Source organism: Devosia sp. Micro-HW1, assembly GCF_056341075.1.
The window spans coordinates 2,928,714-2,944,439 of sequence record NZ_CP094375.1; the positions used below are offsets into that span (position 1 = coordinate 2,928,714).

At 62.8% G+C, this 15,726-nt stretch carries 15 protein-coding genes; 13 read left to right on the top strand and 2 right to left on the bottom strand.

Annotated features, from left to right (window positions below; translation table 11 throughout):
• Positions 1 to 97: 97 nt before the first annotated feature.
• Complete coding sequence (locus MQW79_RS14085) at positions 98 to 793, bottom strand: TetR family transcriptional regulator C-terminal domain-containing protein (RefSeq protein ID WP_476588241.1); 696 nt, start codon at positions 791 to 793, stop codon at positions 98 to 100.
• Between the two features lie 167 nt (positions 794 to 960).
• On the opposite strand from MQW79_RS14085, the gene aptA reads away from it, so the two are divergent.
• The 10 genes from aptA (at position 961) to MQW79_RS14135 (ending at position 12,626) form a co-directional block, all read left to right on the top strand.
• Positions 961 to 2,289: an omega-aminotransferase AptA gene (gene aptA, locus MQW79_RS14090; RefSeq protein ID WP_476585098.1), complete on the top strand. Its 1,329-nt coding sequence runs from the start codon at positions 961 to 963 to the stop codon at positions 2,287 to 2,289.
• 66 nt (positions 2,290 to 2,355) lie between these two features.
• Positions 2,356 to 3,852: a CoA-acylating methylmalonate-semialdehyde dehydrogenase gene (locus MQW79_RS14095; RefSeq protein WP_476585099.1), complete on the top strand. Its 1,497-nt coding sequence runs from the start codon at positions 2,356 to 2,358 to the stop codon at positions 3,850 to 3,852.
• A gap of 72 nt (positions 3,853 to 3,924) precedes the next feature.
• Positions 3,925 to 5,175: a Zn-dependent hydrolase gene (locus MQW79_RS14100; RefSeq protein ID WP_476585100.1), complete on the top strand. Its 1,251-nt coding sequence runs from the start codon at positions 3,925 to 3,927 to the stop codon at positions 5,173 to 5,175.
• Positions 5,176 to 5,341: 166 nt separating this feature from the next.
• Positions 5,342 to 5,860, top strand: coding sequence for an endonuclease domain-containing protein (locus MQW79_RS14105; protein WP_476585101.1), 519 nt, complete (start codon positions 5,342 to 5,344; stop codon positions 5,858 to 5,860).
• Complete coding sequence (gene hydA, locus MQW79_RS14110) at positions 5,857 to 7,308, top strand: dihydropyrimidinase (RefSeq protein ID WP_476585102.1); 1,452 nt, start codon at positions 5,857 to 5,859, stop codon at positions 7,306 to 7,308. The genes MQW79_RS14105 and hydA overlap by 4 nt, the downstream gene beginning before the upstream one ends.
• 189 nt (positions 7,309 to 7,497) lie before the next feature.
• Positions 7,498 to 8,328, top strand: coding sequence for an ABC transporter ATP-binding protein (locus MQW79_RS14115; protein WP_476585103.1), 831 nt, complete (start codon positions 7,498 to 7,500; stop codon positions 8,326 to 8,328).
• Positions 8,329 to 8,515: 187 nt separating this feature from the next.
• Positions 8,516 to 9,382 (top strand): ABC transporter permease, encoded by an 867-nt coding sequence (locus MQW79_RS14120; RefSeq protein ID WP_476585104.1) that lies wholly within the window; start codon positions 8,516 to 8,518, stop codon positions 9,380 to 9,382.
• Positions 9,379 to 10,488 (top strand): ABC transporter permease, encoded by a 1,110-nt coding sequence (locus MQW79_RS14125; protein WP_476585105.1) that lies wholly within the window; start codon positions 9,379 to 9,381, stop codon positions 10,486 to 10,488. The genes MQW79_RS14120 and MQW79_RS14125 overlap by 4 nt, the downstream gene beginning before the upstream one ends.
• A gap of 19 nt (positions 10,489 to 10,507) precedes the next feature.
• Positions 10,508 to 11,488 (top strand): ABC transporter substrate-binding protein, encoded by a 981-nt coding sequence (locus MQW79_RS14130; RefSeq protein WP_476585106.1) that lies wholly within the window; start codon positions 10,508 to 10,510, stop codon positions 11,486 to 11,488.
• A 241-nt stretch (positions 11,489 to 11,729) separates the two neighbouring features.
• Entirely contained in the window at positions 11,730 to 12,626 is an 897-nt protein-coding gene (locus tag MQW79_RS14135; RefSeq protein WP_476585107.1) for a tellurite resistance TerB family protein, read from the top strand.
• Between the two features lie 319 nt (positions 12,627 to 12,945).
• On the opposite strand, the gene MQW79_RS14140 is transcribed toward MQW79_RS14135, so the two are convergent.
• Positions 12,946 to 13,533, bottom strand: a complete 588-nt coding sequence (locus MQW79_RS14140) for a TetR family transcriptional regulator (protein WP_476585108.1) — start codon at positions 13,531 to 13,533, stop codon at positions 12,946 to 12,948.
• Positions 13,534 to 13,609: 76 nt separating this feature from the next.
• On the opposite strand from MQW79_RS14140, the gene MQW79_RS14145 reads away from it, so the two are divergent.
• From MQW79_RS14145 to MQW79_RS14155, 3 genes are all read left to right on the top strand, one after another.
• On the top strand, positions 13,610 to 14,020 hold the full coding sequence (locus MQW79_RS14145; protein ID WP_476585109.1) for a VOC family protein: 411 nt from the start codon (positions 13,610 to 13,612) through the stop codon (positions 14,018 to 14,020).
• A 254-nt stretch (positions 14,021 to 14,274) separates the two neighbouring features.
• Entirely contained in the window at positions 14,275 to 14,757 is a 483-nt protein-coding gene (locus MQW79_RS14150) for a glutathione peroxidase (protein WP_476585110.1), read from the top strand.
• Between the two features lie 157 nt (positions 14,758 to 14,914).
• Positions 14,915 to 15,535, top strand: coding sequence for a DUF1236 domain-containing protein (locus MQW79_RS14155; RefSeq protein WP_476585111.1), 621 nt, complete (start codon positions 14,915 to 14,917; stop codon positions 15,533 to 15,535).
• Positions 15,536 to 15,726: the final 191 nt, after the last annotated feature.

A 15,726-nucleotide genomic window follows, 5' to 3' on the forward strand; every position in this document is an offset into this window, starting at 1 on the left:
GGGCGGTGGGGTGGCGGGCGGCGAAGGTGGCGCATCGCGCGGGGTTCACGCCACCCTCAATCCCTCCGCTTGTGGGGAGGAAACAAGGGTGGGGCGACTACCCCTTCGCCCCCGGCCTCGGCTTCGGTGTCAACCCGTGCATGAACAACTGCTCGAGATACCGCGCGGCATCCTCGAACCGCCCCTCGCCATTGCGGCCTTTTCCCAGTACCGCGCGGACCTGCACGTCGAAATCGGCATAATGCTGGGTGGTGGCCCAGATGGAAAAGATCAGGTGATAGGGATCGGTGCGGGCGAGGCGCCCCTGGTCCATCCAGGTGAGCATCACCTTGGCCTTTTCATCGACCAGGGTCTTCAGATCCACTTCGATCATTTCGATGATGCGCGGCGCGCCCTGCAACATCTCATTGGCGAACAGCCGGCTTTCGCGCGGAAAATCGCGGGCCATTTCGAGCTTGCGGCGGATATAGGAGCGGATTTCGGTGAACGGATCGCCGGTCTCGTCGAATTCGCGCAGCGGCGCCAGCCAGTTGACCAGCAGTTCCGAGATCAGCCGGCGGTGGATCTCTTCCTTTTTCGGGAAATAGTAGAGCAGGTTGGGTTTGCTCATCCCCGCCACTTCCGCGATCTGGTCGATGGTCGCCCCGCGAAAGCCATGCAGCGAAAACACTTCGAGCGCGGCTTCGAGGATGATGTCCTGCTTTTCCTTCTGGATCCGCGTCAGCGGGCGCTGGCGTGCCGGCGCATGGCTGGTGGCGCTCCTGGCGTCCGCCTTGTGCTGGCGCTTGGCCATGCCCGGCGCGGGTTCGGCGGCATTCAGTTTTCGAGGGGCCATTTTCGCCTTGCGGGAAAGTATAGGGATGCTAACATTTTTCCAACTGGTCAAAATTTCCGGGGTTCGTGACGCGCCGTCAAGAGCCAATTGAGGACCGGGGCAAAAACATCGGGAGCGAGAGTTTCGTGTCCAATTCATCCAACGTTGCGCCGAACGATCTCAGCGCGTTCTGGATGCCCTTTACGGCAAACCGTCAGTTCAAGAAGAGCCCGCGCATGTTCGTCGCGGCCAAGGACATGCATTACACCACCGCCGATGGCCGCCAGGTGCTCGATGGCACGGCGGGTCTGTGGTGCTGCAATGCCGGCCATGCGCGCCCAAAAATCGTCGAGGCGATCGCCAGGCAGGCGGCCGAACTCGACTATGCGCCCGCCTTCCAGATGGGCCATCCCAAGGCGTTCGAGCTGGCCAACCGGCTGGTCGACATCACCCCTGATGGCCTCGATCATGTGCTCTTCACCAATTCCGGTTCTGAATCGGTCGAGACCGCGCTCAAGGTGGCCCTCGCCTATCACAAGGTGAAGGGCGAAGGTTCGCGCACCCGCCTTATCGGTCGCGAACGCGCCTATCACGGCGTCAATTTCGGCGGTATTTCGGTGGGTGGCATCGTCACCAACCGAAAAATGTTCGGCACGCTGCTATCAGGCGTCGACCACATGCCGCATACCCATAACCTTGCCAAGAATGCCTTCTCCAAGGGCGTGCCCGAACATGGCACCGAACTGGCCGACGAGCTCGAACGTATCGTCACACTGCATGATGCCTCGACCATTGCCGCCGTCATCGTCGAGCCGGTGGCCGGCTCCACCGGCGTGCTGATCCCGCCCGCGGGTTATTTGAAGCGCCTGCGCGAGATTACCAAGAAGCACGGCATCCTGCTGATTTTCGATGAAGTGATCACCGGCTACGGTCGCCTCGGCACGCCGTTCGGCGCCGACTATTTCGGCGTCGTCCCCGACATCATGGTGACGGCCAAGGGCCTGACCAATGGGGTCATTCCCATGGGCGCAGTCATGGTCTCGGCCGAGATCCACGACACATTCATGGCTGGCCCCGAGCACATGATCGAGTTTTTCCACGGCTATACCTATTCGGGCAATCCGGTGGCCTCGGCCGCCGGTCTCGCCACGCTCGAAACCTACAAGGACGAGGGCCTGCTCACCCGCGGCGCCGAGCTGGCGCCCAAGTGGGAAGAGGCGCTGCATTCTTTGAAGGGCCTGCCGCATGTCATCGACGTCAGGAATATCGGCCTTGTCGGCGCCATCGAGCTGCAGCCGATCGACGGCCAGCCCACCAAGCGCGCCTTCTCGGCCTTTTTGCAGGCCTATGAGCAGGGCCTGCTTATCCGCACCACGGGCGACATCATCGCGCTTAGCCCGCCGCTGATCATCTCGGAAAGCCAGATCGACGAAATCGTCACCAAGCTGGCAGGCATTCTGAAGACGCTGGACTAAAATGGAACGGAAATTCTATAGAATAGAATTTAGAATGAACGTTCCCGAATTGGAGGGGAAACCCTGATGCACGTCATCGAAAATGCCGTTGCCGGCAAGCGCTATGTCTCCTCGTCCACCCGCCGCGTCCCGGTTTTCAATCCGGCCACCGGCGAACAGAGCGCCGAACTGCCGCTCTCGACCATGGACGAGCTCAACGCGGCGGTCGCGTCGGCCGTCAAGGCGCAGGTCGCCTGGGGCAATACAACGCCGATGAAGCGCGCCCGCGTCATGTTCAAGTTCAAGGCGCTGCTCGATCAATATGCCGACGATCTCGCCCGCGAGATTTCGAAAGAGCATGGCAAGGTGCATGACGACGCGCTGGGCGAAGTGGCGCGCGGCATCGACTGCGTGGATTTCGCCTGCGGCATTCCGCAACTGCTGAAGGGCGAATTCTCGCGCAATGTCGGCCCGAGCATCGACAGCTATTCCGACCGGCAGCCGCTCGGCGTTGTCGCCGGCATCACCCCGTTCAACTTCCCGGCCATGGTGCCGATGTGGATGTATCCGGCGGCCATTGCCTGCGGCAATGCCTTTATCCTCAAGCCCTCGGAACGCGATCCCTCCGCGCCCATGCTGGCCTGGAACCTCTTCATGGAAGCCGGCCTCCCCGAAGGCATCTTGAACATCGTCCATGGCGACAAGGAAATGGTCGACGGCATTCTCGACCATCCCGATATCAAGGCGGTCTCCTTCGTGGGCTCGACCCCGATTGCCGAGTACGTCTACCAGCGCGGCACCAAGGCCGGTAAGCGGGTGCAGGCTTTGGGCGGCGCCAAGAACCATATGATCATCATGCCCGATGCCGATCTCGACCAGGCGGCCGATGCGCTGATGGGCGCCGGCTATGGTTCGGCCGGCGAGCGCTGCATGGCCATTTCGGTGGCCGTACCGGTGGGCAAGGACACCGCCGACGCACTCGTTGCCAAGCTGAAACCCCGCGTTGAATCGCTGAAAATCGGCCCGGCCACCGACAAGGACGCCGAAATGGGTCCTGTGGTCACGAAAATGCACCGCGACAAGATCCTCGGCTACATCGACTCCGGGGTGGAGCAGGGCGCCGAGCTGGTCGTCGATGGCCGCGGCTTCAAGCTCCAGGGCTACGAGAACGGCTATTATGTCGGCGGCACTTTGTTCGACAATGTCGAGCCCGACATGAAGATCTACCGCGAGGAAATCTTCGGGCCGGTGCTCTCTGTGGTCCGCCGCGACAGCTTCAAGGACGCGGTCGATCTGATCCATGGCCACGAATATGCCAATGGCACGGCCATCTTCACCCGTGACGGCGACGCTGCCCGCGAATTTGCCGACAAGATCGAAGTGGGCATGGTGGGCATCAACGTGCCCATCCCGGTGCCGGTGGCCTACCATTCCTTCGGCGGCTGGAAGCGAAGCTTGTTCGGCGACCATTCCATCTACGGACCCGAAGGCGTGCATTTCTATACAAGGCTGAAAACCGTCACCACCCGCTGGCCCGCCGGCATCAAGGGCGGCGCGGAATTCAGCTTCCCGAGCGTGAAGTAACATAATTGACCCCGCCCTCGCTTCGCGACGGCGGGGTCTTTTCTCTGACCGACCAGTATCAAGAGCCCGAAAATGACCTCTCCCGGCGAAAATTTCCGTATCAATGGCGATCGGCTCTGGGAGAGCCTGATGGAGATGGCGAAAATCGGCCCGGGCGTGGCCGGCGGCAATAATCGCCAGACCCTGACCGACGCCGACAAGGAAGGCCGCGAACTGTTCCAGCGCTGGTGCGACGCGGCCGGTCTCACCATGGGCGTCGACAAGATGGGCACCATGTTCATGACCCGCGCCGGCACCGATCCCGATGCCCTGCCGGTCTATGTCGGCAGCCATCTCGATACCCAGCCGACGGGCGGGAAATATGACGGCGTGCTCGGCGTCCTCGCCGGGCTCGAAGTGGTGCGCTCGCTCAACGACCTTGGCATCAAGACCAAACACCCGATCGTTGTCACCAACTGGACCAATGAGGAAGGCGCGCGTTTTGCGCCGGCCATGCTGGCCTCGGGCGTCTTCGCCGGGGTCATCCCGATCGAGCACGCCTATGCCCGCCAGGACATGGACGGCAAGACTTTTGGCGATGAACTAAAGCGTATCGGCTGGGTCGGCGACGAAGAGGTGGGCGCGCGCAAGATGCACGCCTATTTCGAATATCACATCGAGCAGGGCCCGATCCTTGAAGCCGAGGACAAGCAGATCGGTGTGGTGACGCACTGCCAGGGCCTGTGGTGGCTCGAATTCACTTTGACGGGCAAGGAAGCCCATACCGGCTCGACCCCCATGACCATGCGGGTCAATGCGGGCCTTGCCATGGCGCGCATCATGGAAATGGTGCAGGAGGTGGCGATGGCGGCCCAGCCGGGCGCCGTGGGCGGCGTGGGTCAGGTGAAGTTCACCCCCAATTCGCGCAATGTGCTTCCCGCCAAGGTCGTCTTCACCGTCGACATCCGCTCGCCCGATATCGAAAAACTCAACCGCATGCGCGCCGAGATCGAAAAGCGCGCGGCAGAAATTTGTGCCGAGATCGGTGTCGGCTGCGCGGTGGAGGCCATCGGCCATTTCGACCCGGTAACCTTTGATCCGACCCTGGTGGGCCGCGTCCGCGCCGCCGCCGAGCGGCTCGGCTACAGCCACATGAACGTCATTTCCGGCGCCGGCCACGACGCCTGCTGGGCAGCCAAGGTGGCGCCGGCAACGATGATCATGTGCCCCTGCGTCGATGGCCTCAGCCATAACGAGGCCGAGGATATTTCCAAGGACTGGGCGACGGCCGGGGCCGATGTGCTGTTCCACGCGGTGGTGGAGACGGCGGAGGTGGTGGAGTAGCCATGACGAGGTCTTGTAAGACCCCCTCACCCGTCTCGGCCTTTGGCCGATCCACCCTCTCCCCGAGAGGGAGAGGAATTGGGCTCCGTGCCGGAACAAGCACCGGACCATTCTTCTCCCTCTCGGGGAGAAGGTGGCGCGTAGCGCCGGATGAGGGGGTGTCTCCGTGAATACCAGCCCCCGTCAGTTGCGCCGCAACGCATCAGATGCCGAAAACCGCCTCTGGTATGTCTTGCGCAATCGCGGTCTGCGCGGTCTGAAGTTTGTTCGGCAGATGCCGGTGGGTCCCTACATCGCTGACTTCGCCTGCCGTGAGGCGGCGCTCATTGTCGAGCTTGATGGTGGGCAGCACGCCGAGAATGCAGCGGATGAACAGCGCACGGCCTTTCTCAATTCTGAGGGCTATTCGGTGCTGCGCTTCTGGAACGACGACGTCCTCAATCATCGCGACACGGTTTGCGAACTGATTATGGGGGTGATCGAAAAATCCCCCTCACCCGACCTCCGCTTCGCTCCGGCCACCCTCTCCCCGAGGGGGAGAGGAACAAGAGGCGTTCGCGCGTCTGCCGGCGCTCAATTTCTCAATCAGGCACGATCCGTTCTTCTCCCTCTCGGGGAGAAGGTGGCTCGCCCGCAGGGCGAGACGGATGAGGGGGCCACAGGACTAGAGGGAACAATACCATGAGCACAGTCATCAAGAACGGCACCGTTGTCACCGCCGATCTCAGCTACGAAGCCGATGTCAAAATCGAGGGCGATGTCATCGTTGAGATCGGCAGGAACCTGTCGGGTGATGAAGTGCTGGACGCCACGGGGTGCCTGATCATGCCCGGCGGCATCGACCCGCATACCCATCTCGAAATGCCCTTCATGGGCACCTATTCGGCCGACGATTTCGAAAGCGGCACGCGGGCGGCGCTGGCCGGGGGCACGACCATGGTGGTCGATTTCTGCCTGCCCAATCCCGACCAGAGCCTGCTCGAGGCGCTGCAGATGTGGGACAACAAGACCGGCAAGGCCTCGACCGACTACTCCTTCCACATGGCCATCACCTGGTGGGGCGAGCAGGTCTTCAATGAAATGGCCGATGTGGTCGACCGGGGCATTACCTCGTTCAAGCATTTCATGGCCTATAAGGGCGCGCTGATGGTCAATGACGACGAGATGTTCGCGTCCTTCCAGCGCTGCGCCGCGCTCGGCGCCCTGCCGCTGGTCCATGCCGAAAATGGTGATGTTGTCGCGGCCATGACCGCAAAGTTGCTGGCCGAAGGCAATAACGGGCCAGAGGGCCATGCCTATTCCCGTCCCCCGGAAGTCGAGGGCGAGGCGACCAACCGCGCCATCATGATTGCCGACATGGCGGGCGTGCCGCTTTATGTCGTGCATACGAGCTGCGAGCAGGCCCATGAAGCCATTCGCCGCGCCCGCCAGAAGGGCATGCGCGTCTATGGCGAGCCGCTGATCCAGCACCTGACGCTGGATGAAAGCGAATATTTCAATCCGGACTGGGACCATGCCGCCCGCCGCGTCATGTCCCCGCCCTTCCGCAACAAGAGCCATCAGGATTCGCTCTGGGCCGGGCTGCAGGCGGGCTCGCTCTCCTGCGTCGCCACCGACCACTGCGCCTTTACCAGTGAGCAGAAGCGCTTCGGCGTCGGCAACTTTGCCAAGATCCCCAATGGCACGGGCGGGCTCGAGGATCGCCTGCCGGTGCTGTGGACCGCAGGCGTCAATACCGGGCGCCTCACGCCCAATGAATTCGTGGCGGTGACCTCCACCAACATTGCCAAAATCCTCAACATGTACCCGAAAAAGGGTGCGGTCATGGTCGGTGCCGATGCCGATCTCGTGGTCTGGGACCCCAAGCGCCAAAAGACCATTTCGGCGAAATCGCAGCAGTCGGTCATCGACTACAATGTCTTTGAAGGCTTTGAAGTCACCGGCCTGCCGCGCTTCGTGCTTTCGCGAGGCAAGGTGTCGATCGTCGAGAACGAAGTGAAGGCCGAGCCCGGCCATGGCAAGTTCGTCGCCCGCGAAGCGAAAAACCCTGTGAACCGGGCGCTCAGCCAGTGGAAGGAAATCGTGGCGCCGCGCAAGGTTGAGCGGTCGGGCATTCCGGCCACCGGCGTGTGATTGGGGCACCATGACCAAGAAAGCGGCAGCGTGGGGAGGCATGGACGGCGCGGGGCGGGCAAACGCCAGCCGCCGTCCATTCGGCACGCCGCTTGCAAGGCAAAGCAACGAGAAATTCAGCAACCGGGGGAGCGTTGGAAGCTCCGGCTACCCTCGGCCAGATAAAAGCATGTGAGAGGCAGAGCGCCCGTGTCCGAACCCGTGATTGAAACGTCATTCTCAAAGGACACTGGCCCCGCCGTCGTCCGTGCCGAGCATCTGGGCCTTACCTTTCCCACGGGCGATGGCGATGTGGTGGCGCTCTCGGACGTCAATCTCACCATCAACAAGGGCGATTTCGTTTCCTTCATCGGCCCGTCGGGTTGCGGCAAGACCACCTTCCTGCGCACCATTGCCGATCTCGAAAAGCCGACCTCGGGCACATTGACCATCAACGGCATGACCGCCGAAGAGGCCCGCAAGGCCCGGGCCTATGGCTATGTGTTCCAGGCCGCGGCGCTCTATCCCTGGCGGACCATCGAAAAGAACGTGGCGCTGCCGCTCGAAATCATGGGCTATTCGCAGGCGCAGCAGGCCGAGCGCATCAAGCGCACCATGGACCTGGTCAATCTCTCGGGTTTTGAGAAAAAATATCCCTGGCAACTCTCGGGCGGCATGCAGCAGCGCGCCTCCATTGCGCGGGCCCTGGCCTTCGACGCCGATCTCCTCCTGATGGACGAACCCTTCGGCGCGCTGGACGAAATCGTCCGCGACCATCTCAATTCCGAGCTGCTCAAGCTCTGGGCGCGGACGGAAAAGACCATCTGCTTTGTGACGCACTCGATCCCCGAGGCGGTGTATCTTTCGACCCGCATCGTGGTCATGTCGCCCCGTCCGGGAAGGGTGACGGACGTGATCGAGTCGACACTGCCCAAGGAGCGTCCCCTCGACATCCGCGAGACCCCGGAGTTTCTGGAGATCGCGGCCCGCGTTCGCGATGGGCTGAGGGCCGGGCATTCTTACGACGAGGGGGCGGTATAGTGGGCAGCAGAGGCACACGCCGCTTTTCCCCTCTCCCCTTGAGAGAGAGGGTGGACCGCGCGCAGCGCGAGACGGGTGAGGGGTGCCTCACCACGCACCCCGCCCTGGCGGTTGGATACCCCTCATCCGCCCTTCGGGCGCCTTCTCCCTCAAGGGGAGAAGGGGACATCGTGCTTGGGGCGGCAGCATGACCCGCGTCCTCCCCGTCCTCACCATCCTCCTCGCCATCCTCGTCTTCTGGTACGCCATGGCCGTGCATATGAACGCGCCCTGGCAGAATACGCTCAACACGCGCGCCAATCTCGTCGATGTGCCCTTGCTGGAATTTGCACAGCAGACCTGGGCGCAGGACAAGCCGGTGCTGCCGGCGCCGCATCAGGTGATCTCGGAAATCTGGAATGCCACGGTGGCCCTCGAGGTGACCTCGCGCCGCTCGTTGGCCTATCATGGCTGGATCACCCTTTCGGCGACGCTGCTCGGCTTTGCCTTCGGCACCGTGCTCGGCGTGCTGCTGGCTGTCGCCATCATCCACAATGATGCCTCCGACCGTTCGCTCATGCCCTGGATCATCGCCAGCCAGACCATTCCCATTCTTGCCGTGGCGCCCATGGTGGTGGTGGGCTTGGGCGCGGTGGGCCTCACCGGCCTCGTGCCCAAGGCGCTGATCTCGATGTATCTTTCCTTCTTCCCCGTGGTCGTCGGCATGGTGAAGGGCCTGCGCTCGCCCGAGAACATCCAGCTCGACCTGATGCGCACCTATGACGCCAATCCCTGGCAGGTGTTCTGGAAACTGCGCTGGCCCGCCGCCATGCCCTTCCTTTTCGCCTCGATGAAAGTGGGCATCGCCATTTCGCTGATCGGTGCCGTCGTCGCCGAACTGTCCAATGCCGCGGGCGGCGGCCTGGGGGTGCGCCTCCTCACCGGCTCCTACAATGGCCAGACCGTGCAGATCTGGGCGGCCCTGTTCATCGCCGCGGGTCTTGCCGCCATTCTGGTGGCCCTGGTCGGCAGCGCCGAGCGCATGGTCAATCGGCGCATGGGGGCACGGGCATGAAGGAGAACCTCACCCGTTTCCAGCTCGGCCTGGCCCTCGTCGCCGGCGGTACGGCGGTGTTCGGCGTCGATGCCAGCCTGCCCCTGTTCGGCACGGCGCCCCTGCTGACGATCTTCTTTGCCCTCGGCGCCCTGTCGCTGGTGCGGCTCTTCCTCTCCTTCAGCCTCTGGCTCGATGGGGCGCTGGCGGCGCTGGGTGCCGTGGCCCTGATTTCCGCGCTGCCTGCGGACGCGGCCATGCCGGCCCATCAATGGCTGGCGCTGGTCTCGTCCTGGGCCTTTGCCTGGCTCTTCGTCGAGCGGCTCTCCGCCGCCATCCGGACCGGAAAGCTGCCCGAAACCGGCACCGGTCTTGTCATTCCCATCGTCTTCGGACTGGCCCTGCTGGTCATCTGGGAAGTGGTCACCCGTGGCGCCAATGTGCCGCCGGTCCTCTTGCCGCCGCCTTCGGCCATCTGGGCGCGTTTGACCGCCGAGCTGCCGCTGCTCTGGGCCGATTTCGTCCAGACCTTCATCAAATCGGTCATTCCCGGCTACATCATCGGCTGCCTTGCCGGTCTCGCCGTCGCCATTGCCGTCGATCGCTCGTCTTTCCTCAAGGCCGGGGTCATGCCGATCGGCAATTTCATGTCGGCGCTGCCCATTATCGGCATCGCGCCGATCATGGTGATGTGGTTCGGCTTCGACTGGCAGAGCAAGGCCGCCGTGGTCGTGGCCATGACCTTCTTCCCCATGCTGGTCAACACCGTGGCGGGCCTGAATGCGGCCTCCACCATGGAGCGCGACCTCATGACCACCTATGCCGCCTCCTACTGGCAAACCCTTATGAAGCTCAGGCTCCCCGCTGCGGGCCCCTTCATATTCAACGCCCTCAAGATCAACTCGACTCTGGCCTTGATCGGCGCAATCGTAGCGGAATTCTTCGGGACGCCCGTGGTGGGAATGGGCTTCCGGATTTCGACCGGGGTGGGGCGTCTCGCCATCGACCTGGTCTGGGCGGAGATCGCTGTTGCGGCGGTCGCGGGGTCCGTCTTCTACGCAGGTATCGCCCTCGTCGAGAGGGGCGTCACCTTCTGGCATCCGTCCGTCCGTGGTGGACGGTCGTAAAGGGAAAAGGGAACGACAAATGAACAAGATCATCACCGGTCTGCTGGCGGGCGCCCTGGCGCTGTCGGCCGCCCCGGCCGTCCTGGCCCAGGACGCGCTGACGCTGCAGCTCAAGTGGGTGACCCAGGCGCAGTTCGCCGGCTATCTGGTCGCCGAGAGCAAGGGCTTTTATGACGAGGAAAACCTCGACATCACCATCCTGCCCGGCGGCCCCAATATCGCCCCCGAACAGGTGATTGCCGGCGGTGGCGCCGACATCATCGTCACCTGGATGGCAGCCGGCATGGCGGCCCGTGAATCGGGCGTGCCACTGGTCAACATTGCCCAGCCTTTCAAGCGCTCGGGCCTGATGATGATCTGCCCGACCGAAACCGGCATTACCGAAGTCGCCGATTTCCCGGGTCACACGCTGGGCGTCTGGTTCTTCGGCAACGAATATCCGTTCTTTGCCTGGATGAACAAGGAAGGCATCCCGACCGACGGTTCGGCCGAGGGCGTCACCGTGCTGCAGCAGAGCTTCGACATCCAGCCCATGATCCAGGGCCAGGCGGACTGTATCTCGGTCATGACTTATAACGAATATGGCCAGGCGCTCGATGCCGGCTACGGCCCTGATAACCTGACCATCTTCAACTATACCGAAATGGGCAATGACCTGCTCGAAGACGGTCTCTATGTCATGGAGGACACGCTCTCCGATCCGGCCAAGGTCGATGCCTATACCCGCTTCGTCAAGGCCTCGATGAAGGGCTGGCAGTATGCCCTCGACAACCCGGAGGAAGCCGCCCAGATCGTTGTCGACATGGACGATACCGGCGCCGCCACGCTCGAGCACCAGCTCTACATGGTGGGTGAAGTGAGCAAGCTCGTCGACGCCGACGACCCTGCCCTCGACATGGCGACCTATGACCGCACGGTGCAGGCCCTGCTCGACCAGGAAATCATCAAGGCCACCCCGGAAGGGGCCTATACCACCGTCGTCACCGACGCGCTGAAATAGGCCGCCATCCCCACATGATTTCGGCGGGCGGGGAGCAATCCCCGCCCGTCTCTTTGCCCGCAACACCCGTTTGGGTGGGGCGGGAACGAATCCGCCTCCCTCGCCGTTGCGTGATCACAAGCGTCACTAAACAAGAGGGTCTCGAAATGAACTCCATCATCTATCTCGTCGGTCTCGTGGTCATCGTCATGGCCATCCTGTCGTTCATCGGCCTCGCTTGAGCCGAGGGAGGGCTTGCACCATGACTACCGATATTCCGGCCGGCATCGCGGTCGTAGAAACCACATCCACTGCCCCCGAACGCACCAGCTATGTCGACTGGCCAGCCATTTTCGCCGGCATCGTCGTGGCCTCGGCCATCTCGCTGGTCCTGATCAGCTTCGGTTCGGCCATTGGACTGAATTTCCTCGACTTCAACTCGCGTGAGGGGGCTTCGCCCATCCTCATCGGTATCGCCGCAGCCAGCTGGTTCCTCTGGGTGCAGATTTCGAGCTTCATGGCCGGCGGCTATCTCACCGGTCGCCTGCGGGCTCGCAACTATGATGCCACAGAAGACGAAAGCGACATGCGCGACGGCGCCCATGGGCTTCTGGTCTGGGCTGGCGCCCTGGTGGTCGGAGGTGTGCTGGCCGTCGGCGGCATCGGTGCCCTGACCAGCGCCACCGGCAATGCCATCGGCACCGCGACCATCGCGGCGTCCAATGTCGCCGAAGGCGAGGCCAACCCGCTCGATCCCAATGCCTACTTCATCGATACGCTGTTCCGCAGCGAGACCCCGGCCGCTGATACCGGTCTGGCTCGCGATGAAGCGGGTCGCATCTTCGCCCAGGCGGCTCTTGGTGATGGCACTGTGGCGGCCGAAGACCGCACCTATCTGGCCAATGTCGTGGCGGCCAATACCGGTCTCAGCCCGGAAGAAGCCCAGGCCCGCGTCGACCAGGTGATCGCCAATGTCGAACAGGCCCGTCAGGACGCCATCGAAGCGGCCCGTGTTGCCCGCAACACCGCCATCATCGCTGCCTTCCTGATCGCTGCCTCGTCGCTGGTCGCGGCCATCGGTGCCTACTGGGCGGCCCAGAAGGGCGGTAATCACCGCGACAACAACACCATCTTTGCCGACGTGTTCCGCCGGTTCTGACGAGGGAAAGGAGAAAACCGATGTTCAAGGGACTTGCCCTCTGGCTGCTCGGCGTGCCGATCTGGCTGATCATCATCATCTTCCTGGTCACCTGACCGAGGAGTGCAGGACGGGCGGGGTTATCCCCGCCCGTTTCGCGTGTGTCGAGACGCGGGGCCAAAAGCCCCGCCTTTTCTTCTCCCCTTGGGAAGAAGGCGCCCGCAGGGACGTATGAGGGGAAGGCTTCAGAATTCCGAGGCCTCGGGCGTGTCGAACATCCCCCACCGACCTCCGCTGCGCTCCGGCCACCTCCCCGATGGGAGCGGAATGGGCGAGAGCCCTACTTCCTCAGCCCACGAATGACCGCCTCCATCGCCGCCCGATAGGCGTCCACTTCTCCTGCCGGGGCGAGGGCGGCGCGGTCGAAGAGCGCACCGAGCAGTTGCGCCGTCGGCTCCACCGCCACCGGGCGCAACACACCGGCATCCACCGCGCATTGCACCCCGTCGATCAGCGTCTTCTGGCCATAGCGGTTGTTGATGGCGTCGAGCGCTTCCCGACCCAGCACGGCCGGCGCGTCGATCAGCATGATGCGGCGGCGGCCTTCATCCTGCATGGCGGCCAGAAATCCGTCGCCACCAGCGACCAATGCATCGATCATGTCCGGCGGCGCCTCGGCGCCATCCGATACTGCGGTGATGGCCTCCGCCACGGCGCGATGCTCGTCCTCCACCACCGCCTCGAATAGCGCCAGTTTGTCGGCGAAGTGGTGGTAGAGAGCGCCCCGCGTTACCCCGGCCGCCGCCACGATGTCGGGCGTGCCGGTCCCCGCATAACCGCGTTCGGCAAACAGGCGCCGCGCTGCTTCCAGCAGCGCCTTGCGCGTGGTTTCGCGCCGCTCTTCCTGGGTGCGTCTTGCCTCTTGCATACATACTGCCTGTATGTTACTGAGATTGATACATACAGTATGTATCTATTGTCGCATTCAAGCAAGGAGAGAGACGATGAAGTTCACTTCCATGTTTCCGCTGATCCATGTCAGCGACGTCGCCGCCACCGCCGACTTCTACCGCAGGCATTTCGGTTTCACGCCGGTCTTCGAAAGCGACTGGTACATGCATCTGCGCGGCGATGCCGAAGGGCTCTTCGAAATGGCGCTGATCGACTACAACCACGATTCCATTCCCGAGGCCGGGCGCAAACCGACAACGGGCTTCATCCTGAGTTTTTACGTCGACGATGCCGCCGCCGAGGCAAAACGCCTCGAGGCCGAGGGCGTCACCATTGCCCAACCCCTGCGTGACGAAGTGTTCGGCCAGCGCCATGTCATCGTGGCCGATCCCAATGGCATCCTCATCGATGTCATCACCGCCATCGATCCCGATCCGAACTGGCTTGCCGCGCAACAGGGGTAATTTGATTGCTCACCCTCAATTCCGCCCTCGGGCTTGACCCGAGGGCCATTGCCCACCGGCACACTGTGGGTGTTCAGAGTGGTCCTCGGGTCAAGCCCGAGGACGGCGCGGTGCGCGGTGGGCCGACAGATTCCCACGACCGTTCCCACGCACCGTCACCACCCGGCTTGACCGGACAATGACGACGGAAGGGAGAGGCGCAGCAATTTCCATTGATCCATGTTAGTTTTGGCGTCCACACCAAGAGCGCCTTCATGACCAAGACCCTTTCCGATTTTTCCGCCAACCGGCTCGACGGCAAGCCGCAATCCCTTGCCGACTATCAGGGTCAGGTCGTGCTGGTGGTCAATGTCGCCAGCAAATGCGGGCTCACTCCGCAATATGAAGGCCTCGAAGCCCTCTATCGCCAGTACCGGGAGCGGGGTCTCGTCATTCTCGGCTTTCCCTGTAACCAGTTTGCCGAACAGGAGCCGGGTTCGAGCGCCGAGATCGCCGAATTCTGTTCGCTCAATTATGGCGTGAGCTTCCCGCTTTTCGAGCGCATCGACGTCAACGGCGAAGACGCGCACCCGCTCTATACCTGGCTGAAATCTTCGGCTCCCGGCATTTTCGGCACCGAGGACATCAAGTGGAATTTCACCAAATTCCTCATCGGTCGCGACGGCAAGGTCGCCGAGCGCCATGCCCCCACCACCGAGCCATCGGCTATCGCGCCCGATATCGAAAAGCTGCTGTAGCCGTCCGGCCACACTGGTGGTCACATTCCTTCTGCGGCGGAACGCCTGCCGCTGCCGTCCGTTTCTTTGCCAAGGGGCGGAAGAGCCTGCTTGATAACGCAGGCTCCCCTTGGAGCAAGGCGATGTGGACATCGCCGACAAGAAGGAACGACATAAAATGAAAAAGACCCTTCTGGCCTCTCTGGCCGTGCTTTCGCTTGCTTTGGCCGTGCCGGCCATGGCGCAGGACAATACGGATGCCGGTGCCGCAGTGGGCCTGACCGGCGGCGCTGCAGGCGGCGCCACCATTGGCTTTCTTGCTGGCGGTCCGATCGGCGCCATTATCGGCGGCTTTGCCGGTGCCGTGATCGGTGCCGAGGCCGGCATCGCGGCCTCCACGGTCGAATATGCCGGCAACAATCCCGTCGATCCCATCATCATCGAGGGTGAGGTGACGGCTGGCGCGACCGTGCCTGCCGGCGTCACCATTTACCCGGTCGAAGGTGATCCGGCCTATGGCTACATCTATGCCAATGGCCGTGTCTGGATCGTCGACCTGGCCAGCAATACGCTGGTCTACTCGCCCGGTTTCACGGTGAACCAGTCGGCGGCTGATTATGCCATCGCCAATCCGGTCGATCCGGTTGTCGCCGAGGGTGACGTGGTCGTGGGCTATGTCCTGCCCAGTGGCACCATTGTCACGCCGGTGCCGGATGATCCCTACTATGGCTATGTCTATATCGATGGCCGCCCGGCTCTGGTGGAAAACTCCACCGGCACGATTGTCTGGGTGCAGTAACACCGCGCGCCAGCATGCGATGGCAGTCCGGGCTTTGCCCGGGCTGCCATTGTCGTTTGGGCAGCATTGCATTCCTTCATCACATTCCCCAGGCGCGATGGAACGCATCGCCGAAAATCCCGTTCGTGCCAGTGCGGCGGACCGGGGTGGCCCTGCATAGCCAGTGCGCCCCTCGAAATGTCGGTCCCCTT